A 22,323-nucleotide genomic window follows, 5' to 3' on the forward strand; every position below is an offset into this window, starting at 1 on the left:
AATGAAATGCATCTCGGGAAGTTGCGCGAAAGCAAACCCATTGCCGGGCAACGAGTTTAGCCACACAGCGGACCATATACCGGTTTCCGTATATTCAAAAGGAGGTGGGTATTTGCGGGCGAAAGCGCCGCCATTACGCCATATCGTCGTGACCGCACCCGACACCGGGGTGACGCCCCTCTCTCCTCCAATGGCGCGCCAGTTCGCTTGAGAGGCAAGTGAACTGACGGCGAAAGCCCCCGGTGTCGGGCGCACCGCTGATCCCGCTACGAACCGAGGTCCCGAACATGCAGTCGGCCACTATCACTCACTCGGGCGCCGCCGTCGAACCGGAATTTGAAGCTGCAGCGAGCCGAGCCGCCCTGCTAAGGGCGCTAGACCGTGGTGCGGCAGAACGGACGCCGAACGGCGCCCGGTACGGGGCTGGCGCTGCGACCGCCAGCGCCGCGCCGACCAATGCCGACACACATCGACGGTGCGGAGCGTGATGCCCGATGCCAGCCACCTACGGGAGCCGGCGCCAGCGCCATATCCGTATCGAATCCGGTGCCCTCACAGTCGACTACCAGGCGAGCGCGGAACAAGCCCGCGATGTGGCACGGGAGCTAACGCAACACTGTTCAGGTCTTACCGTCACGATCGACGACAAGGTCTGCCGCGATCTGCCGCACCTTCCATGCGCGGGACTATGGGCATGACGGCCACCGCTGGCTCCTCAGTGAGCGCATTGGTTACGTCACTACTGCGTTGCGCCGGTGAGCAATTCGCCGCGGCGCATCCGATCAACGACTGCATCCGACGTCAACTCATCGCGTGCTTCGGGATGCTGCCAGTAGTAGCGGATCAGATACAGCAGAAGCGACGGGTCCAATGCCAGTGTCCACGCGGCGACGTCGATGGATTGCTCCAGCAAACCTTGCTGCAGGCGGTCGAGAAACCCGCGTCCGTTCTCAACATCAACTCGTGCACCTGCCGTGGGGTAGGTGCGCACCGTATGAGCGTTGTTCACTATGTCTGGCAGCACCGCACCGACCTGGTCCCACGACAACGTCCGGACCGTACGGCCCATGCCCTGCGATATCCCGCCCGGGGACAGAACGACGTTGTACCGACGATGACGACCAAACAGAAAGAACACGAGGAACGCGATCACCGCCAGCACGACGGCGACGATGACGATCCCTCCGACATCTATCGCCGAGCCGGCCCCGTCGTCATCGCTCGAAAGGTGACGCACAAACAGCGCTCCGCGGACGACCAGGAAGATCGCGCCTGTCACGAGCCAAAGCATCATGACCGGGCGCCACGAAGATTTGACCTCGATCAACAGTCCGCTCGGGCCGACGTGCAGGTTGGCCGGCAGGCTCTTTCGCCGGACGCGCAAACTGGGCAACAGCATCAACACGAAGCTCGCCGCCACGACCCCACCAAGCACGCCATAGAACGCCCTCAGCGTGTCTCCATGGGTTGCGAAGTCGATAGCGTAGGGGATTGCGATCAGGAAACACAAACTAAAGAAGCCCAGCACGAGCAGCAGTTTGGCCGGAGGACGCTGCGGGCCCCATTCGCTCGGCCACGGAAGTAGCGGTGATTGGATCCTCGTGTTCGCGGACAACCGGCATCCTCCTGGTTCGATTCCTGCGTCAGGCTACTTGAAGGGCTGTTCAGCGGCCCATGCACCGAACGAGCCGCCGAAAAAGCCACCCAGTGCAGCTCCGGCGCCAGCACAAAAGGCTGACCCGATCGGCCCGGCCGCTGAGCAAGCCCATGCCCCGGCTTCCGCTCCGGCAAGGCCGCCAGCCCAGCCACCTGCCGTCCCGCCGGCTGCGTTGGCTGCCGCCTCGTCCAAAGGTTTGCCGTGACTCCAGTCGTCATAGTTCGTGTAGATATTGACCGCCGCGCCCAACGGGACACCGCCAAGCATCTTCCCGTCGGACTTGAGCAACTGGCTCAGCTGGGCTTTGCTGGCTGCGTCGGTGGCGGAGTCCATCGCCCCGACAAACGCGTGCCCGGCGCCCGGCGTCCCGGAATCCAGCAACTGAAGTGCTCGGGCCTGCGATGCCTGCGAATCCACCATCGCCGCCTGCGCCTGGGCGGCCAACGAGTTGCCAGCTGCCTCGGCGAAAGGAGCCGACCCTGCAGTCATTCCGGCGAACCCCGTCGCGAGCGGATGCTGAATCACGGTGTCCTTGCTCGAACCGTACAAGCTGTTCCACTCTGTACCCGCCCAAAGCTTGGTGTTGTCCCAAATCGTCTGCTTGGGCGCTCCGGCGGGCGCTTGGTTCGGGTCATATTGGAGTACCGAGCCATCGGGGAACTTGGTGACGATCCGACCATCAGCCAGCTGGGCCGTCTGCGCCGTCTTGCCCTGCGCGTCGGTAGTCGTGATCGTGCCATCGGGATTCATAACCGAGCGCATGCCAGCCGAATTGGCCGTGCCGGCCAGTTTGGGCTGTCCATCCGGGCCAGGGACGTACTGTTCGAACGCGCGGAAGCCGTCTGGGCGTTGCCACTGGCGTTCGATGACACCACCCGGCCCGAAGCGGTCCGTCGTCGTGCCGCCGTTCTGCGGATACGACTCAGACACCTTCGTCCCGCGCGAGCCGTCGGCGTTGACGGCGTACGTGCTGGTCTTACCGTTGCCCTCGGGCACCTTCTGGAACTGCTGCGACTTGCCGTCCGCGGCTGTCACCGTGACGCTGGTGATGCCAGCGCTGTCGGGCTTCGTCGTGACCGTGGTGATCGGCGGCTGCTTCCCCGTGGTTTCGGTCATGACAGTGGAGCCATCCGGCTGCTGCACCGACGTCGAAACGGTGAGCGTCCCGTCCGGATTCGGCGTGGTGGTGGTCGTCGAGCCGTCAGCGTTTGTCACCGTGATCGGGATGCCTTGCTCCAGCTGCAACGCGCCGCCAAGCACGGGCGGCAGCTCACCTGGTTTCGCAGTATCTGGATGGGTCAGGCCTGGGAACATCGCGCGAATCTGCTTGGGCGGCAGCTCGTACATGGCGACATGGTTGAGCGTCTGGTTCGCGATGTCGATCGCCGCCTTTGCACCGACGGCAGTGTTCTCGGCGTGCTGCAGGGCGCCCAGCATCGCAACATGTTGCTGCTGGGCTTCGTAACCCACCTGCAGCGTTGCCATAGTCACGTTGGCGGGTTCCTGCTGCGAGTTGCCGGCCGCAGCTTGGATTGCCTTTCGCTTGGCCTCCGCGGTCACTGTGCCGTCGTCGGCGACCTCAAAGCCCATGCCTACGATCAGGTTTCGCTTGTCGATCACGAACTGCCTGGCGTGTGCCAATTCCGTCTGCTGCGTGGTGAAGGCGGTCTTGAGCCCGGCGATCTTCTCCATCAGGTGGCTGCCCGCGGTCTTCTCGCTCGTCACCCGCGACGCGGCTGCATCGGCCCCGGCGCCCTTCCACGACTCGGCGAGGTCATCTTGCGTCGTCAGCATGGACTGGAGCAGTTGATCACCCTTGGTGACAACCTTGTCGAATTGTGTTGCGCACAAGCCGAGCACGTCCGGCTTCCACTTCTCGACATCGGAGATCTTCAGCGTCGGACGGCCCGGCTCTGGGCTCACTTCAGCCCACCCATCTCACGTAGCTTCGCGGCGAAGTCGTCGTCGGTGATCTCGTACTTGTCACCAACCCCCTTGGCGATCTCGGCCATCTCTTGCGGCCGAGCCGCGAAGAAGGTCAAGCCGCCCTTCACCTGGTCGCGGGCCGAGTAGATACTTGCTCCGAGGTCAACACCGGGGAACAGGTCGCTCGCTTCGGCCGGCTCCGTCAATCCGTCTCGCAGCCTGTCGATTTCGCCGGACAGTCCGTCCAGCCACTTCGCCCACGCACGTAGCGCGTCGGGATCGACCTTCATCGTCATCGGTGCCCCCTCGATCGTCACGCCATGGCTTAACCTCCACAGCATTGAATACCCGGCGATAGTACAAGTATCGGGTTACGACCGGAACCAGAACTCTCGGTGTACCGATTCAACGCGGGCATACATGCAACGCCAAATCAACGTTTCCTTGCGCAAGTCGCGGGCGGCCGACACCTAATCCAACTAGCGACGAAGGCGCCTCCAAAACCGCATAGCATGCTTGTCGAACCTGAACATCCTCCAGTAATATTGATTAAGATTCGCATAATCCTTGAATTCGTCGAAATTCTCGGCAACGAGTTTCAGACCATGTGACACGGTGAAGGTCGCGGGGATTACTTCTTCAAACAGCCAATCGTAAGGAATCGTCTGACGAGGAAGCTCAAGCAGCTTCCCGATAAGACTAGTGTTAGTGACGCCCGAAAGGCGCAAAGTGGCAATTATACCCGTTGCGGTATCTTCACGGGACCAAAGTTGGTTAATAACTCGCCACAGTTCCGGTTGAACAGAAGGATCTGAAAGGGTCACGTGTTTAGTTTTGTCTGCAGATTGGTTTAACTTGGCAATCTCCTCTAGGAGGGATGGCGTCAAGGCTGCTTGGGCAAGGGTAGCAAGCTCGACAGCCGAATCGGGTATTATTCTAGACAAATTCCTATTGCGTTTTCCCCACGCACCCTCATAAGCGGCGAGAAGACTCGCGCTAACGCCTGTTGTATCGGAGTCGCGCGCGACCATCCGCCGGTTATTGTTCGCGAGGAACTCAAGGACAACTTCTCGCAACTGCGAATTGCGAACTCCAGACTGCGAATTCAACATATCGCACAGTTCTGCCCCTCGTCCGTTAGCAAATGCCTCAATAGCAGATGCGACCCGATTCCCATCCACAGTCCTCGGCTTCCCCTGCACACTGCCGACACTCCCCATGTCCCACGCCACCGCCAGATCCCGACGCGTTTTAGCTGCGCCGAGTCGGTCGCGCAAAATCATCCACTCTTCATCACCGGCCTGAGCGATAAATGGTCGTGAAGAAGAAATACCATCCGGATACCGGTCATCGCTTCGATCCGTTTCAGCCCGAATTACGAGCCTCCACAACGGCTCAGGATAGACTTGATGCACCGCAATGCTGGAATGCACATCCCATATCTCGCTAAGTAGGCCCATCAAACCGCCCAGATAGGGAAGCTCATCGGCAGAAATATCGAGATACCTCCAATCGCTCTCTCTTAGCCGTGCTATGAGCGCCCCTACTCGCGCCCCATCGCCGTAACTAGCCGCTACAGGAACCAGTTCGTCTGAATCGAGGTCCCGAAGCTCAAGCTCGGAATCAACATCGAGCGATCGAGGCCGAACCAGAAGCTGCGGGTTTAACGAAGCGACGCAGGACACAGGAAGACTGAAAGCGTCCGAGAGGAGCATTTGGATACAATACCGCCCCGGCCTTCCTTTTCCATCCTCACCTTGGAAGGTCTTGTACCCCGTGATCGCTATTCCATCGATTACTTCCCTGAACGGCAGAATAGCTTCCTGAAGCTTTGGATCGACAACTGGATGCCCAGCTAAAGGTTCAAACAGGGTCAGTTGTCTCGTTTCCTGAGCCAGCCATTGCAGTCTACTTTCGACGCCGGGTGATACTGCAACGAATCCAAATCCCGACTGTCCGAAGAGATTCTTATTGGACCACGTATAGATTGCCTGTCCAACTAATACCATCACATACCACCCAGCGATATCGCGGAAGCCACCGGGCGCCAACAGCCATCGGGGCGCAAGGTTCCGCCGAATTCCTGCTTGCCGTAATCCATACCCAAAGCACTCACTCGCGCGAAACCAGTCTTTTCCTCTCCGAACCGTGCAATAGCTGTCGAGACAACAGGCTCAAGCCCTTCGGAGATGAGGAATTCTTGCACCTGTTTGGATTCTTCTCGAAGATACTTGTCTACTTCCTGCAGCGTTTTCGGCTGCGGCACATCGACTGACCAAGATCCGAATTTGTCAGCTTTCGACACAGTGACAATTATCGGTATATTCACCTTGCGCTCAGTCACTTGCTCGATGCCATCCGCAAGTGTAGAGACCTGCTGCGGGCCAGCCAAATCTGTCCCTGGAACTATCGGTTTCATAAATGCATCTCGGTCCGGAAATCCGTCCGGATCGAGTAGTAGTATGATCGCATCGCTCTCGTATAGGAAACGCCCGCTTTGCGCCGACTTCTGAACATTCCTTATGACCTCTCCAGAGACGTCAAACATCGCAAGACTCCTGCGAGTACCATCTGGAAGCTGCAATCGAGCGACGTACCCCTCATGGACCTCCTCCTCGGGGGTCGGGGGTAATGGTTGACCCTCACCGTAAACTAGATCGATTTTCGCTCTCAAAGCGTCGACTTGTGACGGCAAGATGCTTGCAGAGATGCCGACCGGCCCCAACCTGCCCGTTGCGAAGATTTCAGCAGCTGTTCCGAGCAGATACGTTGATTTCGCCGCATTGACGTTGCCGGCCACCGTTATGACGAAAGGCTTGTCAGCAAGCGCATCTATCACAACATGTCCATATGGACAGTACGGGTCGAATCCGCCACCCAAATTGGTGGCGTTCGCATATTTGTCAGCCCGCTTGAACCTAACTCGCCTACGAGAAGTATCGACCGCAGCGGGACGAACCTCAGACCACGGCCGAGCTCCTTCGGGCCATCCTTCCAGATCCTGGCCCGAGTGTCGCATCATTTGAGCGTGCATGCCGAAGCGCTGCAAACCGTAAATTTCAGTTAACGGATACTCTTGCAGGCAATGGCGACACTTTATCATCTCCACTTTAAAAAATCCTCCATCATCATCGGTTATCCCTTCGCTCAGTTTCTTCAGCTTCCTCCAACAATTGCTCGGCTTTCTGCGCTGCCCGACTGGGTTGTGTATCGGGGTTTCGCACACGCTCCTCAGCCCGCCGCAGGGGTCCCTCAAGAATGCGGGGTACTTGCGTGATCATTCTGGCAAGGCGCCAAAATACGTATACCAATCGAGCAAGTAGAGGAGCGATTCCTTGCAACAAGAAGCGCCATAGCAGAATGAGTCTCTGCCACGATAACCTGAAGAGGTCGGAAATAAACTGCGACTTCAAGACGAAGTAAATGCCTGCAATGAGAGCATACAACACCAGAGTCTGCCATAAATTCAGCTCAAATACTGCCGACACGCCGAAGCCCACCGCTACAGCGAGGCAGATCCCGGCAACTGCGGTGGCCGACCTAGAGTAAACGTTAATTTTGTCAGGATATCTTCGGGCAACTACGAGCGCGAATGCCCGGAGAAGAACTAGGGCAATCGTCGCCCAGGCTAATACGATACTTGGACGGAATTCAAGTGTTCCGCCCACGTATCTCGCCGGATACCACAACCTCCCAAATGCGTCCCCGACGCTCCCGAGTATATTGCTACCAAAATCAGCCACGTAGAATAGCAACGCTAAGCCAACTAGCAGCAGGCCCCATAGATCTCGGTTTCGTCTACGGTAGGCAGTCATTTCATAACCGAATACCCGAGCCCTTCCTGCAAGTGGCACACCTCCGGGCCATGCCACCTGGATGATCGCGAGTAGAAACGCGAACAGTAGGGCGGTCACTCCAGTGTACACAATCGTACTGTCGAGTCTATCCATAGCAACCAAACTGTCCTCATCTTTTAAACAGTCGCGATAGAAAACCCCCGAGAGATTTCCGGCGCTGCCGGAAATCTCTCGGGGTAGTCGTGGGAAGCCTTCTAGCGCGTGTATCGAATGATATTCGAAATACGTTACTGAGACCACCCAAACACGGATCTGCTCTGACGACGGACTTTCGGCCAGTCGCGTACACGTACAACCAGGTAAGTCGCTTGAAGCGCAGCGCCAGGCCGGCCAACAGCGGCGGTAAACTCCTCAATATGATTCGGCCCGCAGAGCCATACCGATCCGACATACCCGGATGACATCCCTACCTCGGCGGGCGAGCTGTACTGCCGACAAGCGACATTTGCTGCCAACTTTCTCGCGGGCACTAGCGAACTAGGTCCGTACATGATAAAGGCCAATGCGCGAATCCAAGCAGGACCGGCGCAGATAACTGGAAGATGCATTTTTCAAAAACATCCAATCTCCTTGCCGTCACTCATTGGAACGCCATATCTTTCGATAGGCGAGCGCGCTCTTCGGTCGCGCCAGAGATCTCAGGCAAGGAGTCGAGGCACCACGTTCGTGATGCATTCGACTCCCTACCTGAGATGACCCCCACGTCTATTTATAACATTTTTGCTCTAAAAAGTAAATAGTAATCTTAGAGCGACCGGGAAATTCGGCGCCACGGCAAAAGACTAGCTTATGTCTTAACGCTGGTGTCATACAGGCGCCGTCCTCGGACCACCATTCATGAAGTAGTCTTCGATGTACGCTTCCGCGGACTGAACCCGTAATCGCACCTGCGGACGACAGTTTCAGAACGAGTTGAGATCCGACGGCCTCGGCCAGGTGGTCGTGTCGCTGGAGGCCAGGATCTTCGTGGGGTCGTTGCGGTCGACGAGCACCAGCGCCCGTGCCGTGCTGGCCCTTTGGTCGTCGAGGGGCACGTTGAATACCAGATCGCCCTCCTGGATGGCGTGGTGCTGATCGTCGAAGCGCAGCGGTTTGAACGCTGTTTCACCGGGAGCGAGCATGGTGAAGTCCCAGAACGTGGCGAACCCGTCATACGTGTACATGTTGCCGGGCAGGTCGATGCGGACGGCGTCATGAGGGGCGTTGGGCGGGACGGCCCACGTATCCTGGCCGTTCCATTTGATCGGCACCGGACGGTCGCCGGCCTGGGAGGTGACTGGCGGAGGCTGCCACCAGACGCTCGGATCTTTCGGGGTGACCACCAGTAGACGGATTGCTGCGTTCGGCGAGATCGAAATATCGACCGCAAAGGGCGATTTATTGAACAGCAAGGGACGCAACTTGATCTGGCCCCGGCCGGGAATCGTGTCGACGCCATTCGCGGCGTGGAAATCGCCGGTGCACCAGTACTCGACGCAGATCTCGACCTTGACCTGCCCCACCGCAGTCGCCGGAGGCGAGTTCTCACACACGTGGTCCGGGGAGAGCGGGATGCCTGGCGCTGCCTGGTCGGTCGAACTCGGCGCCACGGTCGTTGCTCCGGCGACCACACTCGGGCGAGCGCTGCCCGAGCCGCGGTGGACGAAGATGATCGTTCCGCCGATTACGAGCGCTATGACAGCGCCAAAGGCGGCAAGGTGCTTCCAATACCGTGTCCACCCGGTCTCTGCGCCTGCTTTGTTTGTTGCCCCGCCTTCTTCCGCTTCTGTATCGCGGGCCGAAGCATGCGTGTCGGCCTCGGCTGAACCATCCACTTGGGAGGTGGGGGTCGCTGGCCGGAGACGGGTGACCGGAGCATCGGCGGTGGGCTCCCGGACAGCCGACTCCTGCATTTTCGCCCGCGCAGTACGGACAACTCGATCCCGAGTTTCCGGGGTGGTGAGTTGTTCGACGAGGTGGTCGATATACGCCTCACGAAACACGTCGAGGCTCTTGCTGCGCTTATCGCTCTCATTTTTGGGGTCGTTCAGCTGGAAAGGGTTTATGCCGATTGCGGCGTCGATATATCTCCGTCGCCCGCTGCCAGGCGTATCTCTACGAGTGCCGCCAGCGTTCTGCGGATACTTTCCGTCTATTCGCATCAGAACGCCGATTGCCCATGCCATAGCCACCCGCGTGCGCGCGTCTCGCGATTCCAAATATTCACGAGGAGCGCCCATCAACTCTTCGGTGATGTCAGCATCTGACGGATGAATCGTGCGTAATACTGCATGCAAGACCGCGGGTTGCGTGAGGTCCAGGTTCTGGTCGGCAAGGAGGTAGGCGACCAGTGCCTGAAGATCACTCAACGAAGCAAGCAAGTGCTCGTTCAGTTGACCATCCTTGCCGACCAGGACACCGGTTCCATTTACCCAGCACTTCTTCAGGTCTTCGGCCGCCTCTTGCCTCATGGTGACGGTGGGGTCGGGCACGCCAAGAGAGTGCGATTCGGTCATCCATCCCCCATCTGCAAGCCGCTCGGATAAGCGTTTCATTCTAACGCTTCGAACCTGGAATCGCCCGTAGGTACAAAAACTCTAGCTATTTACTTACGCTAACGATTGTGTTATTACAAACGTTGGGCGCGCATGAGAGAGAGGATTTCTCTTATGTCGCAAAAAAGTGGTGACACAGAACCGCCAAGGGATCCCGATAGGCCGACTGCCGACAACCAGGATGCGACTGGTGTAGGTCCGATCGCAGAACACATCAGGTGTGCCTGTGAGGATTTCTTTCGGAGCATGCAGAACGATCCGATCCTGCTAGAGGCCTATGCTCCCGAGGACCTCCCGACTGATCTCTGGACCTGGTTCGACATCTGGCTTGGGTACGAACGATGCCGGATCTTTTCAGGCGTCCACTATCCATGGCTGAACCCGGCGCGCGCCGAGGACGTCTGGCATGAGTTCTTACAACTGGTGCCGACCATCTTCGCCGTCGTTGTCGACGAGCTGTGGAAGGACCCGGCCAAGATGGACTACATCGAACGCGACCCCAAGACCCTCAAGGAGATACAGAGGTGGCCTCGCCGGGCCTCGAAGGTCCTGACTCCCTCCCACTCGAAGGGCGAAACGCCCATCGACCTGGCTCCAATCTTGGCGCTCGTCGCCGGAGCAAACGGCAGCTGGCCAACGGTCGGCTTCCACCAACCCGTCCGCCGCGGCTTTATCGATAAGAGCGGCCCAACGGGCGGCCTACCCTTCAACTAACCGATCTATCCACCGCACCCACTAGCGCGCCCCCGCATGCCCGCACCCCGAACACCGGGGCGCGGGCTTCTCCTTGCTCCGAACTGAACAGTCGGTGAGGACCTCTGGAGCAGGAGCAGCACACGCAGAACGGGCGCACCGAAGGGAACCGTTAGGTCGGAAGCCGGTGCGCCCGTTCATGTGTGAGCTACTTATGCTGCCTAGAACCTCGGCAACGACAGCAGGTTGTTCGACCAGACACCATCAGATTTGGTCTGAAGGTACTTCGCGCGACCGCCTCCCGGAGTGACCACATGAACCCAGGCCCGCGGAGCCGGCGGCTGTTCGACGTACGCCTTACCGTCCTCGTTCTCGATCCAGGCAACAATCTCGGCCCGAGAGCTTTTGCGAGTCTCATTGGTTGCGGGGTTGGTCCACTGCACCTGCTGAATATGCTCGTGACCGTAGCCGCCCTCCAGATGGATGGCAGTGATACGAATAGCCATGTTGATCTTCTGACCTTTACTTTCGTCGTTTCGATTTGCTCTGCGAAGTGAAGGCCGTACGCTTGGGGTGTATCGAGGGTTGCGTAGCGGCCTTCACGGCGAGGCGGGCACTACCAATGCCCGCCTCGCTACTTGTATCTGTGGCTTCTCAATTGCTCACCTCCTCCTGCTTCGCCGCAACAGAGGTTTCGACCGTCTGATCGTCGGGATCAGGCGGAAGCTTCTCGTTAGGCTTCAGGCCGAGGATGACCGTGGTGGGATCAGTCGAGTAGTTCGGCGGCAACGCCAACGTAATGCGAGTGACAACGAACCAGTTGGGGTCGCCATCCCCGCCCTCCTCATCGGCCTGCCGTCGAGCGATCGCAAACCCGACCGTCGTCTCGGGTTCGATCGATCGCCGCCGCCGCCCGTCCTTGTCAACGATCTCCACGGCGCGCTCCGGCAGTTGGCCGAGTGTGTCGATGACAAGTCTCGGGACGTTGATTGCCCCCTCCGACGATTCGACGTGCTGGCGTGCAATGTATTCCAGCTCTTTCAAGTCCACCACTCCGGCCGATCGCGCCTGAATAAGGTACTTCCAAAGCGGGAGCAGTTCTTTCAAAGCTTCAATCGAGACGCCCACCTTGCGAGCACGCAAGATCCACTTCATCAAGTCGACCACGATTGCCGGGTACGCCCCCGCGCGGGAGCCGACACGCACGCTATGGGGTACGAGCCCAGCGGTCGTGGCGTAGAAGGTCAGCTGGCGAGAGGTCAACCGAAGACCGGACTGGCGGACCGCGGCGATCAGCTCGGACTTGGTGACCAGCTTGTCACTGCCTTGTAGCTGCAGGTACTCCAAGAACCCGTTCTCTTCGGTCGCCAATCCGTATCACCTTCACTGTCGTTCCGTACACCAGTAGTGTACGGCATGCCACCGATATGGCCACACGACCAGTGTAGGTGACGTGTCCGACATCCCGGCTCACGCAGAGCGGCCGGTGCGCTTACTGCCGCGGAGAGATAGCTCGAACATCACTTCGCCCACAGCTTCGGCGCGAGCCCAGCACCCCGACGCCATCGAATCATTCACCCGCAAAGTATCCGCGAATCGATCCGCAAAGTCGATTTCAAAGCGGCCAGGCGACTTGCGCGCTCCAGCCAGAGTTGCCCATAACGGGCATAAAAGCTCGTTGAGCTGCAACTATATCGGATATTAGCCCGCAAATTTGATCTCGCTTGGCACGCAAGTTTGCGGTTGGTAAATCTTGACCTCGTCCAAACGGGAGCGCTGCAGCTCCCACTCAGCAACATCTCGTTGCACCATTCCGGCCATCCGGCCACCACTCTCAAGGAGCACCCGCATGTCAAGCATGCCAACCGGTTACGTCCAGATCGGCCTATCCGGCGACTTGAAGCCGCTCGTCCCGCCCGGCGACGATCCCGCCGCGGCGTCGGCTATCGCGAACTTCGCGCTGGCGCAACAGACCGTCTTCGACAACAAGTTGCGCCGGTTCCTGAGCGGCCACGTCGACGCTGCCCCCACGGTGGCCGCACACGCCGGCGAACTCACCGGCTGGATGAACACCGGTCTGCTGGAGTGGATTCGGCAGTGGCCACGCGAAGCCGCTGAGGTAGATCCAGACTTCGACGCCGCGCAGCAGGACACCATCGCCACATCGGCGCTGGCCACGACCAAGCCCACCGGCGGCGGCTTGGCCATCCCGGAGGGCGATGATGCCGAGACCGTCTACGAGATCACGGCCTTCGTCTTCCGGAACATCCGCGAGCTGCGCGCGGAGATCACCATCTTCGCCAACGCCCACTACGCCGCTGCTCCGGCAAGTGCCGATCATGCCTGGGATCTGAGCACCGGCTACCTGCGGCTGCTCGCCGTCTGGGCGATCGACTGCTGGCCAAGGTGACGCGCGTGTGCGCTTGGTGCCGGATGGCCATCCGGCACCAGGTCACTTACGCACCATCCGAGTTCATCCCTCGCCAAGCCTTCCAATTCCCAGATAAGGAGTCCCCGTATGGCCCCTCCCACCGTAACCCCCGACAGGCGAATCGGTCGTCGCGTCCGCGCCGGCCTCGCCGCGGGCGTCGCGATCCTTCTGTCGCTGGCCACGCTGCTCGGCATGACCGGTTGCACCTCGCACCCTACGGACAAGGCGCCCGCCGCCATCACCATCGTCGTCACGACCACCAGCGCCGAACCGCGTACGGCCCTGCCGGATTCGCTCATCTCCAAGCTGACCACCATGGCCAAGCAGTCCAAGCGCCCCGGCGACGCCGCCGTGCATGTACTGACCTCGGCCACCGGCACCGTCACCACGAAGGACCTGACGCCACTGCGGCCGAACGGACAGGTGCAGCACGCCACCGCCGACGCCGATCGCCAAATCACCGCCTCCTTGCACGAGCTGGCGAACACGCTCGCCAACAACCGTGCCGATCAGCCCGGTCTCGATCTCCTGGACCTGCTCGACCGCGCCAGCCAGCTGCCCGGCGACATCGCAGTCATATCCTCGGGCATCACCACGGCCGCGCCAGTCGATCTGCGTGTGATCGGCTGGAACATTAAGCCGGACAGCATCATCGACAGCATTGGCCGGCAGGGCCGTATCCCGAACCTTCAGGGCCGTCACGTGACGTTCCATGGCCTCGGTATCGCCGCTGGATCGCAACCGGGGTTGCCGCCGTTCGCCCGTACCGTTGTCGAACAACTGTGGGCCGGGATCTGCCAGCGAGCCGGAGCGGCCAGTTGCGTTGTCGCGCATGGCGCGCCGTCCGCGCTAGCGCCGGTGGCCACCATGCCGGTGCCGGTGGTGCCAGTGCCGGACGCCATCACGGAAGGTGGCTGCCCGGTCTGGGCGAACTTGAACGATTCGATGCTGCACTTCGCCCCGGAGAGCGCCGTCCTGCCGGCGAATGCCGACGATGCCCTCCGCCCGATCGTTGCGTCCGCCGCCTCGTGCGACGTCCAGTCCATTGACATCACCGGGTTCATCGCGGACACCGGCAGCGGCCGGGACGACAGCGACCTGTCCGGCCAACGTGCCCGAGCGGTGGCGGATCGGCTTGTGGCGCTGGGCCTTCCGACCCGGCAGCTCGGCACCGTCACCGGCAAGGGGGCCAGCGAACCGGTGGTGCCGGACATCGTCGGCGGCGTCTTCGACGAGCTGCGGGCCCAGCAGAACCGGCGCGTCGAGCTGACCTTCCACCGCGGCGGCCGGTGATCCCCGGCCACTCTTCTACTTCCTCAGAATCCCTATCCCCCAACCAGATTGGAGATCCCGCCATGACCATCCAACCCACTGCGCCCAGTAATGGGCACGTCGATCGCAACGAGGCCCTGCCCGCCGCGATCACCAGGCCGCCGACGACCGGCACCCATCCGACGTCATCGCCACCGGATGTGCCCAGGCGCGACATTGCCCTGTCGCTGGCGACCGGCAAGCCGATCCCGCGCGAGTGGCTGCCGCAGGTGCTGGCGTTGGTCGATGAACAGCGGCGGATCGGCGTCACCCGCGATCCGGACACCTTCAGCCAGATGGAAGCCCTGGTTATGAGCAAGGGCATGCTGGCGGCCGAGGAGGCTCGCGAGCGCGGTGCCGAGCAGCTCGGCCAGCTGGTGGACCAGGCCGCTGTCATCAAGGGCGAAATGGCCACGGTGCGCGGCGAACTGGATCGGCTGGACGAGCAGCCGGTTACCGGCATGAACGGCGATGTCATTCCGGCACGCGAGGCGCGTGAGCGCATGAAGACCGTCAGCGCGACCATCACCGAGGAACGCGACCGAGGCAGCCTGAAGCATCGGCGCGTGCCGGTGTGGCTGCACCGATTCGCGACCTGGATGCCCTTGGCGGACTGCCTGGTGTTCTTGTACTTCCTGGCGCAGGTGTTCAACGTCGACCTGACCGGCATCGCCAGTGGTAGCGGCGCGGCCTGGGGCGGCAGCATCATCCCCTTGGCCACCGCGATCGTCTTCGCCTGCTTGGGCACGGCAGCCGTGGCTGTGGGGCTGAAGTTCTTCGGCCGAGACCTGAAGGGCTACAGAAATTTTCGCGGTGGCATCGCCTTGCCCGCGGGCCCGGCGCGCCTCCTGCCGCTGGTGTTCGTCATCTTGGCGACGACGCTCGCTGTCGGAGCCGGGATCGTCATGGCCTACCGGATCATCAGCGACAGCGTGGCGGCGGGCGGCGGCATCACCGGCGCGGCCATCTTGGGCGTGTTTTTCGCGCTCATCGTGATCGTGGTGAACGTGGTGGTGTTCGCGACGAAGTTCCGCGACGGCTCGCTCCAGACCGATGAGGTCACCCACTTGGCCGCTGCACTGGCACCGATCGAACAGCAGCGGGTGGCGCTGCGTCGCCAGTGTGATGGCCTCGCGGCCCAGTTGCCGCCGCTCAAGCTGAGGGCGGGGCGTGTCTTCGCGGCCACGCTGACTGGCATGGGCGCACCGCTCAAGGGGGCGGATCAGGTGCGGCTACTGGCCCGGTCGTACCACCAGGGATGCGGGCCAGAGGCAACGCTTTCCGACCAGGGTGGCAGTCCGAACGGCAACCTGCTGCGGCCGTCTGTCGGCGTCGACCGGTCCATTCTGATCGAGCTGATGGACCGCCTGGACGAACTGGTGGCCGAGGCCACTACGCCCGCGAGGGACAATCCGCGCCGGACAATCTCCACGAGCACAGCCCTGGTGCCGATCACGCCCACCGAGGCGGACGACGACACCGACGACCTCGGCGGGGAGTGGTGAGGATGGAGCGTCCGATGAACCACCGCGTCGTCCTGAATGAACTGCAACCCAAAGTGCCCCGTGGTGATGATCTCGAAACCTGCAGTGAGCTGGTCAATTTCGTGGTGAGGCGCAGTTTGCGCCTCACCGGCGAGATCGAGCGCTATGCCGGCGAACGGGAAGATCTCGCACCAACGAGCAGCCTGCTGGCACTGGCGTTCGCGGGCCTGGTCGCGAACGAGGCGATCGAGTGGGTACGGCGGTGGCCACGGTGAGCGGCGATTCGCCCCAGGGCATGGCCGAGGCATTCAAGCGGGCGTGCATCGCCATCCTGCTCGGGGTGATCGCAATCTACTTCGCGGTGAGCCTGATTCAGTCGATGTGGCCGACGCTGGCGGTGATCCTCGGCGTGATCGGCCTGATCGCGCTCGTGGTTGGCGGCATCATCATCTGGCGAAAAATGCGTGCCGGGTGGTGAACGAAATCGCTTGAAGTCTCGTCAATCCTGACCTCTAGCAAGCATATTCGCGTCGGCGTAGTTGTTTTTGCAACGCTCGTTGCCTTTTGCGCACGCGCACAACATAGTGGCAACTGTAATTCTTGCGCACACGCAAAGAATTGGTCGCATCGACGATTCACGTAATCACCGAAATACCAACGTAATTCAGCGAGGAGGACACCTATGTCAAAAACAGGGAGAACCAATCCGAGACGCGCTGACCGCGAAGCCAAGCGCCGTAAGGCATCGACGAGGGGCGAACGCAAGATCACCGTGCGTAGCGAGAAGCGTACCCCGCCTGACCTCTACAAACTGAGCCGCGCCGTCATCGCCATCGCGCTGGCCGAGGCTGACGCCGATACCGATTCGGAGAAGACCCGCAGCAATCGAAAGGAGGATCGCCATGACGATTGACTCAGCATCAGAACTGGCCGCAGACTCGCTCGCCTGGCAGATCCTGTTTTGGCCCAGCCCTTTCCGTGAAGGAGCAGCCACGTCGCTACTCCGCCATTGGGCCGCGCAGAAGCACGCGCCGCAACTGATCCTCGAAGCCCGTTCAACGAGCGACGGTGTGAAATACCTTGTTGGCAGCCAACTTCGGCATGCGTCTGGTGTTCGGCGTTCGGTCGAGCAGCTGGTGCCTGGGTCGGTGGTGACGCCGTTCGACGCGGAGGAGCGCGGGGGGATTGTCACGGCTCGCCGGCTGAAACTGACGGCGACGGACTGGCCCCTGGAGCCAGTCGACCGGGTGGCCTCCAGCCGCTCCATCCTCTCGGCTCTGACGGCGGTGAAAGACTCTGAGCGCCTGGTCATTCAGGTCGTCCTCGGCCCCCGCCGTCAGCCGATGTTGCCGCCGGTCGAACCGGCGCAGGGCGGTCAGCAGTCCGTAGCCTCCAAGGTCTGGAGCGGGCTGCTTCCCGACCGGCGACCGAACGCTCGCCAGGCTCTCATTCGCAAACTCGGCCAGCACGGCTTCGCGGCGGTGATTCGGATCGGCGTCGAGGCCGGCACCGCGGAACGACGGAAATCCTTGCTGCTCGGCTTGGCCGCGGCCATCGGGACAGTGGAAACGGCCGGGGTGCACTTCAAGCTGGCGGACGAGAAGCCGAAGAACATCAACGATCCAAAGGCGACGTGGTCGATGCTCGCACCTTCTCAACCGCTGAGTGTGCCGGAACTGAGCCATCTGCTGGCCTGGCCGGTCAGCGACCGCGACGAGTGCTTCCCGGGGCAGCCGCCGCTGCACCCGAAGCCGGTGCGACCCACCCCGGCGCTCCTCACTGGTGAGCGCGTGATCGCCGAGGCCAACGCGCCCGGTGTCTCCGGCACGCTCGGCTACGACGTGCTCGACAGCATGCGCCACACCTGGGTGATCGGCCCCAACGGCACTGGCAAGTCGACGCTGCTCTTGAACCTGATCGTTCAGGACCTGCAGGCTGGCCGACCGGTGGTGGTGATCGAGCCCAAGGACCTGGTGTCTGACATCCTGGCCCGCATTCCCGAACACCGGAAACAGGACATCGTCCTCCTTGATGCGCTCGATGAAGCACCGGTCGGCATAAATCCCCTGGCGCACAGCGAGGGCCGCACACCCGAAGTCATCGCCGATTCGCTGTTCGGGACTATCCATGCCATCCACGGCGATCTCGGGCCGCGGTCGGCCGACATTCTGCGAAATGCGTTGGAGGTGCTGGCCAAGCGCGACGACGCCAGCCTGACCATGCTGCCGCTGCTACTCACCAATCCTGGCTTCCGGCGTTCACTGACGCAGCGAGTCATCCGGGACGATCCGTTTGCGGCCGGACCGTTCTGGGCGTGGTTCGATTCGATGTCGCCGGAGGCGGTGGACACGAAGATCGCGCCGCTCTCCAACAAATTGCGTCCACTGCTAACGAAACAACTGAGAGCCGTTCTGGCGCAGCGCAGCCCGAAGTTCAACATCCGACAAGTGCTCCGCGAGAACAAGGTGTTGCTGGTGCCGCTTCAGAAGGGCGTGATCGGACCCGAGGCGGCGCAGCTGCTCGGCGCAATCATCCTGGCCGAACTGTGGCAGGCGATCCGGGAACGGGCCGGGACCTCCGAAGACACCCGCACCCCGGTCATGGTCTACATCGACGAGGTACAGGACTACCTGCGCTTGCCAACCGATCTCGGTGACGCGCTGGCCACCGCCCGCAGCCTGCGCGCTGGCTTCCATCTGGCCCACCAGTACCAAAAGCAGCTGCCACCGGCGATGCTCGACGCCTTTCGTAACAACGCGCGGAGCCGCATCACCTTCCAACTCCAGGCCGGCGACGCCAAGGACATGGCCACCGGACAGTCCGTGCTCGCGCCCGAGGACTTCGGCGCGCTGCCTGCGCATCACGTCTACGTGAATTTGATGAGAGAGAACACCGTTCAGCCGTGGGCTTCCGGCGTCACGCTGCCACCGCCGCCGGAGACTAGCGACCCGAACGAGATCCGGCGCGTCAGCCGGGAGCGCTACGGCCAGCCGCTGGACGAGATCGAGGCCGGGTTCGCCGAGTTGCTCGACCAGGTGAACGGCGAGGCAGATGGTGCGCCTCGGCGGCGAAGGAGACAAGCATGACGACGGAACGATCACGCGGCAGGAGCGGAAGCGACGGAGAAACTACATCTGTTGATGGTATTCGTCCCGCTATTCGTCCCGCCTCCACCACAAAACCCCCTCTGGCCCCGCCAGTTCGGTCCCTGCGGAAGCCGAATGATGGTGCCCTACCGGGCACCACACCCGCCAGAAAACGGCCCGTCCGCGACCTTGGCAAGGTGGCCAAGCAGCTGAGTCACCGGGACTGGTCCATCCTGCGGTCCGTGGCCGAACATCGCTACCTGACCGTCTCTCACATCCACGCACTGCACTTCGGCGACATGCCACCAGATTCCGGGCTACGAACCGCCCAGCGGGTGCTGGCCCGGCTACGGCGAGACCGCGTCCTCGGTGCCCTGAAACAGCGCATCGGCGGACATCAGGCGGGCAGCACTGCCACGGTCCACTACGTCGACGAGGTGGGCGATCGGTTGCTGCGGCAAGCCACGGCCCGGCAGTCTCGGCGGCCGTTCCGTGAACCAACGGAACGGTTTCTCGACCACCAACTCGGTATCGCGTCCGCCCACGTGGCCCTAGTCGAGGCCGCCCGCGAGGAACGTATCGAGCTGGTACGGTGCGCGATCGAGCCCGCCGCCTGGCGCACCTACCTGGGCGTCGGTGGCGCGCGACTGACCCTCAAGCCGGACCTCTACGCCGAAACCGCCTCCCCGCCCGGCAGCGAGTACGTCGACGCGGCCTTTATCGAGATCGATATGGGCACCGAGAGCATCCCGACGTTGCTCAAGAAGTGCCATGAGTACGACGCCTACCGACGGCAAGGCATCGAACAGGACCGCAGCGACGGCGCGTTTCCGTTCGTGGTCTGGAGCATGAGCGCCGATACCGACGCCAAGGCCGAACGCCGGCGCATCGCCCTCCGCGAGGCGATCGATAAGGACCGCAGGCTTCCCGCTGATCTGTTCCGCATCATCGCGCCCGACCAACTCATTCCCATTATGCAGAAAGGAGTCGATATATGAACGAAGACAACCTGATTCACCATCACAGTCCGCCCCAGAAGCGCTACCGCACGATCATGGCCGACCCACCGTGGAATATTGACCAGGCAGGCGGACGCGGCGCCAGCCAGCACTACCCGCTCATGACCGTCGAGCAGATCAAGAACATGCCGGTTGTCGATCTGGCCGAAGACGATGCGCACCTGTGGCTGTGGGTCACCAATGGATCATGGCGGGCAGGCTACGACGTCATGGAAGCCTGGGGCTTCACCTATCGCTCCCCACTGACCTGGGTCAAGCCGCGCCTGCAACTCGGCAATTATCTGCGGCATATGACCGAACATGTCCTGTTTGGCACACGAGGGAAGGCCAAGGTCAACTTCCGGGCGCAACCGACGTGGTTCATGGCACCGGTGCAGGACCACAGTCACAAGCCCGAAGAGCAGTACGCCATCATCGAAAGAGTCAGTAGCGGACCCTATTTGGAGCTGTTCGCGCGCCGGGCGCAACCGGGGTGGGACGCGTGGGGCAACGAAATCCACTCGAACATCACGATTCCCGGCTATCCAGTGCCCTCCGACAGAAAACGAGCACGCGGACCCCTCGAACATCCACGCGCCCGTCCCGGCCCCCGAGCGGGCTGAGCTTAGCAAGGTACCGACTCGTCGGTGTCCTGCGGCCGTACTCGTAAGCGCACCACGTGCTTACCGGCCGCTCGCACCGAGGAGAAGGACCATGTCCGAACCGTCGAGCAAGGAAATCACCCTTGCGATCCGTATCGACACCGCCCGCCACGCCCAGCTCAGCTGGATCGCCGAACTCCGCGGCACCAGCCTGAAGGCCGAATGCTTCAACGCTGTCGATGCCTACATCGAAGCCGCGAAGAACGACCCCGAGCTGATGGCCAAAGCCGACGCCGCGCGCGCCGCCATCGAAGAAGAGGCCCGCGCGAGGCAAACGGCTATCGCCAACCTGTTCACCGCCAGCCCGCCACCGCCCGCCAACGTCGAGGACGCCCCAGCGCCCGACGGCGCGGCAGAGGCGGAGGAAACCATGGATAACGCTGCATCACAGAGGAATCGGCGACCGCGAAGCCGTCGCGGAACACAGCAGGGCGACGGCGAGCAGGCGGACAGCTGAGCCACGCTCAGCGCCCGGTGTAAGAGGCCGGCGGACAGCAGATCGAGGAATGCACAGACCTCACTGCTGTCCACCGGCCAACACTCAAACATAACCGAAAGGAGAAGAACATGAGCGAGAAAGTTCAGAATCCACAACACAGTTCAGGCGAGACGACGCTGCCTGCCGAACAAAACCACGACCGCGAGCAGCTCGTGTGGGACGTAGGCGAAACATTGCTCCGGGTGATCTACGATGCCGCCCGGCACCCCAGCCTGGATGCCCGTGCCGCTGCGGCCGCCGTTGCGTTGCAGCAAGTGCAGCGGACACACGAGTTCGACGTGGCCGAGGAAGACGGACTGCACGAGTTGGCAGCCAAGGCCGGCTATATATTCGCCCGGCTTGTCGAGCTGATCGACGCCTACGACGAGCTGACCACCAGCGATCTCCAAGGTGCCGTTGAAGCACTGACCCTGCGGCTCGTGCAACGCCAGTTGCCGACCGGAACCATCGAGCAGCTGGAAGGAGGTGATCATGAATGAGCGACACGCAAACAGCCACGCGCACAGCAACTTCCAACCAGAGGCCGCCCGTAAACCCTCCGATGACGAGCCAACCTACCGTGAGGCCGAAATCGGCCACGAGAAGGATCCGCCGCGGTATCCGCGCATCTACGTCACCAGAGGGTTGCCGCTTCGGGCCGAACTGACCGACGGTGCGTGGATAGATATGGCCCGAGACCCCCGAAGCATCCACGCCGAGCTCTACAGCATGTTCGGTGAGCAGGAGGTTTATGACCGCGAAGGACTCTACATCTGGGACTACCAGGGCTACGCCAGCTTCCGGCCGACCACCGGCCCCCTGGGGCTTGAAGGTGTACATACCATCGAACTTCTGAGCGCGGTCGCGCAAGGGATCATCGACTACGGCCCGGCGTTCTCCGCCTGGGCCAGCGCCCACGAAGACGACCCCAGCCAATTCAGCCGCTTCGAGCGTGCCTACCAGGGGCACTACGAAAGTGTCGACGGCTACGTGCGCCACCTGCTCGCACCGCTCGGACTGGATGACGTCCTGAAAGACGCCTTCCCGGACCAGCTCAAACACCTGGCCTACATCGACTACGAGGCGATCGGCGAGCAACTGCTGGCACAGGACGACATCGTGGCCTTTCCGGCAGAAGGTGGCGGCGTGTGGATATTCGACGAAAAAACATAAAAGCAATGACCGATGGCAGAGGTTGCCGAAATA

At 61.6% G+C, this 22,323-nt stretch carries 21 protein-coding genes; 13 read left to right on the plus strand and 8 right to left on the minus strand.

Annotation, left to right across the window (positions count from 1 at the left end):
* Nucleotides 1–739: 739 nt before the first annotated feature.
* From NN2_RS13960 to NN2_RS37170, 6 genes are all read right to left on the minus strand, one after another.
* Nucleotides 740–1,528: a hypothetical protein gene (locus NN2_RS13960; RefSeq protein ID WP_063013747.1), complete on the minus strand. Its 789-nt coding sequence runs from the start codon at nt 1,526–1,528 to the stop codon at nt 740–742.
* A 120-nt stretch (nt 1,529–1,648) separates the two neighbouring features.
* Nucleotides 1,649–3,580 (minus strand): RHS repeat protein, encoded by a 1,932-nt coding sequence (locus tag NN2_RS13965; protein WP_063013749.1) that lies wholly within the window; start codon nt 3,578–3,580, stop codon nt 1,649–1,651.
* Nucleotides 3,577–3,879 carry a hypothetical protein gene (locus tag NN2_RS13970; protein ID WP_155525628.1) on the minus strand — a complete coding sequence of 101 codons (303 nt, stop codon included), beginning with the start codon at nt 3,877–3,879 and terminating at the stop codon, nt 3,577–3,579. The genes NN2_RS13965 and NN2_RS13970 overlap by 4 nt, the downstream gene beginning before the upstream one ends.
* 183 nt (nt 3,880–4,062) lie before the next feature.
* Nucleotides 4,063–5,595 (minus strand): hypothetical protein, encoded by a 1,533-nt coding sequence (locus NN2_RS37160; protein WP_155525629.1) that lies wholly within the window; start codon nt 5,593–5,595, stop codon nt 4,063–4,065.
* A complete protein-coding gene (locus NN2_RS37165) occupies nt 5,592–6,686 on the minus strand; it encodes a TRAFAC clade GTPase domain-containing protein (protein ID WP_227462801.1) in 1,095 nt (364 codons plus the stop codon). Before NN2_RS37165 ends, NN2_RS37160 begins: the two co-directional genes overlap by 4 nt.
* 1,656 nt (nt 6,687–8,342) lie before the next feature.
* On the minus strand, nt 8,343–9,935 hold the full coding sequence (locus NN2_RS37170; RefSeq protein ID WP_155525631.1) for a hypothetical protein: 1,593 nt from the start codon (nt 9,933–9,935) through the stop codon (nt 8,343–8,345).
* A 285-nt stretch (nt 9,936–10,220) separates the two neighbouring features.
* On the opposite strand from NN2_RS37170, the gene NN2_RS13985 reads away from it, so the two are divergent.
* Nucleotides 10,221–10,688 (plus strand): hypothetical protein, encoded by a 468-nt coding sequence (locus tag NN2_RS13985; RefSeq protein ID WP_063013757.1) that lies wholly within the window; start codon nt 10,221–10,223, stop codon nt 10,686–10,688.
* Between the two features lie 200 nt (nt 10,689–10,888).
* Here the strand turns inward: NN2_RS13985 and NN2_RS13990 are convergent, their stop codons facing one another.
* Nucleotides 10,889–11,173: a DUF3892 domain-containing protein gene (locus tag NN2_RS13990; protein WP_063013759.1), complete on the minus strand. Its 285-nt coding sequence runs from the start codon at nt 11,171–11,173 to the stop codon at nt 10,889–10,891.
* Between the two features lie 148 nt (nt 11,174–11,321).
* A complete protein-coding gene (locus tag NN2_RS13995) occupies nt 11,322–12,038 on the minus strand; it encodes a MerR family transcriptional regulator (protein ID WP_063013761.1) in 717 nt (238 codons plus the stop codon).
* 478 nt (nt 12,039–12,516) lie between these two features.
* On the opposite strand from NN2_RS13995, the gene NN2_RS14000 reads away from it, so the two are divergent.
* The 12 genes from NN2_RS14000 (at nt 12,517) to NN2_RS14050 (ending at nt 22,290) form a co-directional block, all read left to right on the plus strand.
* Nucleotides 12,517–13,077 (plus strand): hypothetical protein, encoded by a 561-nt coding sequence (locus tag NN2_RS14000; protein ID WP_155525632.1) that lies wholly within the window; start codon nt 12,517–12,519, stop codon nt 13,075–13,077.
* A 108-nt stretch (nt 13,078–13,185) separates the two neighbouring features.
* On the plus strand, nt 13,186–14,391 hold the full coding sequence (locus NN2_RS14005; RefSeq protein ID WP_063013765.1) for an OmpA family protein: 1,206 nt from the start codon (nt 13,186–13,188) through the stop codon (nt 14,389–14,391).
* Between the two features lie 62 nt (nt 14,392–14,453).
* A complete protein-coding gene (locus NN2_RS14010; protein ID WP_063013767.1) occupies nt 14,454–15,914 on the plus strand; it encodes a hypothetical protein in 1,461 nt (486 codons plus the stop codon).
* 14 nt (nt 15,915–15,928) lie between these two features.
* Nucleotides 15,929–16,168, plus strand: a complete 240-nt coding sequence (locus NN2_RS14015) for a hypothetical protein (RefSeq protein WP_155525633.1) — start codon at nt 15,929–15,931, stop codon at nt 16,166–16,168.
* Nucleotides 16,165–16,371, plus strand: coding sequence for a hypothetical protein (locus NN2_RS14020; RefSeq protein ID WP_227462793.1), 207 nt, complete (start codon nt 16,165–16,167; stop codon nt 16,369–16,371). Before NN2_RS14015 ends, NN2_RS14020 begins: the two co-directional genes overlap by 4 nt.
* Nucleotides 16,372–16,575: 204 nt before the next feature.
* Nucleotides 16,576–16,806, plus strand: coding sequence for a hypothetical protein (locus tag NN2_RS37175; RefSeq protein ID WP_155525634.1), 231 nt, complete (start codon nt 16,576–16,578; stop codon nt 16,804–16,806).
* A complete protein-coding gene (locus NN2_RS14025) occupies nt 16,796–18,979 on the plus strand; it encodes a type IV secretory system conjugative DNA transfer family protein (RefSeq protein ID WP_063013771.1) in 2,184 nt (727 codons plus the stop codon). The genes NN2_RS37175 and NN2_RS14025 overlap by 11 nt, the downstream gene beginning before the upstream one ends.
* Before the next feature lie 242 nt (nt 18,980–19,221).
* The gene (locus NN2_RS14030; protein ID WP_063013850.1) at nt 19,222–19,977 is read left to right on the plus strand and encodes a replication-relaxation family protein; all 756 of its coding nucleotides are present in this window, start codon (nt 19,222–19,224) and stop codon (nt 19,975–19,977) included.
* Nucleotides 19,974–20,600, plus strand: coding sequence for an MT-A70 family methyltransferase (locus NN2_RS14035; RefSeq protein WP_063013773.1), 627 nt, complete (start codon nt 19,974–19,976; stop codon nt 20,598–20,600). Before NN2_RS14030 ends, NN2_RS14035 begins: the two co-directional genes overlap by 4 nt.
* Nucleotides 20,601–20,691: 91 nt before the next feature.
* Nucleotides 20,692–21,096, plus strand: a complete 405-nt coding sequence (locus NN2_RS14040; RefSeq protein WP_063013775.1) for a hypothetical protein — start codon at nt 20,692–20,694, stop codon at nt 21,094–21,096.
* Between the two features lie 110 nt (nt 21,097–21,206).
* Nucleotides 21,207–21,617 (plus strand): hypothetical protein, encoded by a 411-nt coding sequence (locus tag NN2_RS14045; RefSeq protein ID WP_063013777.1) that lies wholly within the window; start codon nt 21,207–21,209, stop codon nt 21,615–21,617.
* The gene (locus NN2_RS14050; RefSeq protein ID WP_063013779.1) at nt 21,610–22,290 is read left to right on the plus strand and encodes an antirestriction protein ArdA; all 681 of its coding nucleotides are present in this window, start codon (nt 21,610–21,612) and stop codon (nt 22,288–22,290) included. Before NN2_RS14045 ends, NN2_RS14050 begins: the two co-directional genes overlap by 8 nt.
* Nucleotides 22,291–22,323 lie beyond the last annotated feature (33 nt).

It is taken from the genome of Nocardia nova NBRC 15556, assembly GCF_001613005.1.
Taxonomy (GTDB): domain Bacteria; phylum Actinomycetota; class Actinomycetes; order Mycobacteriales; family Mycobacteriaceae; genus Nocardia; species Nocardia nova.

Excerpts from the sequence above, each read along its gene's own strand:
- NN2_RS13970 (WP_155525628.1), bottom strand. The coding sequence starts at position 3,879 with ATGACGATGAAGGTCGATCCCGACGCGCTACGTGCGTGGGCGAAGTGG.
- NN2_RS37165 (WP_227462801.1), bottom strand. The coding sequence starts at position 6,686 with ATGATAAAGTGTCGCCATTGCCTGCAAGAGTATCCGTTAACTGAAATT.
- NN2_RS37170 (WP_155525631.1), bottom strand. The coding sequence starts at position 9,935 with ATGACCGAATCGCACTCTCTTGGCGTGCCCGACCCCACCGTCACCATG.
- NN2_RS13985 (WP_063013757.1), top strand. The coding sequence starts at position 10,221 with ATGCAGAACGATCCGATCCTGCTAGAGGCCTATGCTCCCGAGGACCTC.
- NN2_RS13990 (WP_063013759.1), bottom strand. The coding sequence starts at position 11,173 with ATGGCTATTCGTATCACTGCCATCCATCTGGAGGGCGGCTACGGTCAC.
- NN2_RS14000 (WP_155525632.1), top strand. The coding sequence starts at position 12,517 with ATGTCAAGCATGCCAACCGGTTACGTCCAGATCGGCCTATCCGGCGAC.
- NN2_RS14005 (WP_063013765.1), top strand. The coding sequence starts at position 13,186 with ATGGCCCCTCCCACCGTAACCCCCGACAGGCGAATCGGTCGTCGCGTC.
- NN2_RS14010 (WP_063013767.1), top strand. The coding sequence starts at position 14,454 with ATGACCATCCAACCCACTGCGCCCAGTAATGGGCACGTCGATCGCAAC.
- NN2_RS14015 (WP_155525633.1), top strand. The coding sequence starts at position 15,929 with ATGAACCACCGCGTCGTCCTGAATGAACTGCAACCCAAAGTGCCCCGT.
- NN2_RS37175 (WP_155525634.1), top strand. The coding sequence starts at position 16,576 with ATGTCAAAAACAGGGAGAACCAATCCGAGACGCGCTGACCGCGAAGCC.
- NN2_RS14025 (WP_063013771.1), top strand. The coding sequence starts at position 16,796 with ATGACGATTGACTCAGCATCAGAACTGGCCGCAGACTCGCTCGCCTGG.
- NN2_RS14035 (WP_063013773.1), top strand. The coding sequence starts at position 19,974 with ATGAACGAAGACAACCTGATTCACCATCACAGTCCGCCCCAGAAGCGC.
- NN2_RS14040 (WP_063013775.1), top strand. The coding sequence starts at position 20,692 with ATGTCCGAACCGTCGAGCAAGGAAATCACCCTTGCGATCCGTATCGAC.
- NN2_RS14045 (WP_063013777.1), top strand. The coding sequence starts at position 21,207 with ATGAGCGAGAAAGTTCAGAATCCACAACACAGTTCAGGCGAGACGACG.
- NN2_RS14050 (WP_063013779.1), top strand. The coding sequence starts at position 21,610 with ATGAATGAGCGACACGCAAACAGCCACGCGCACAGCAACTTCCAACCA.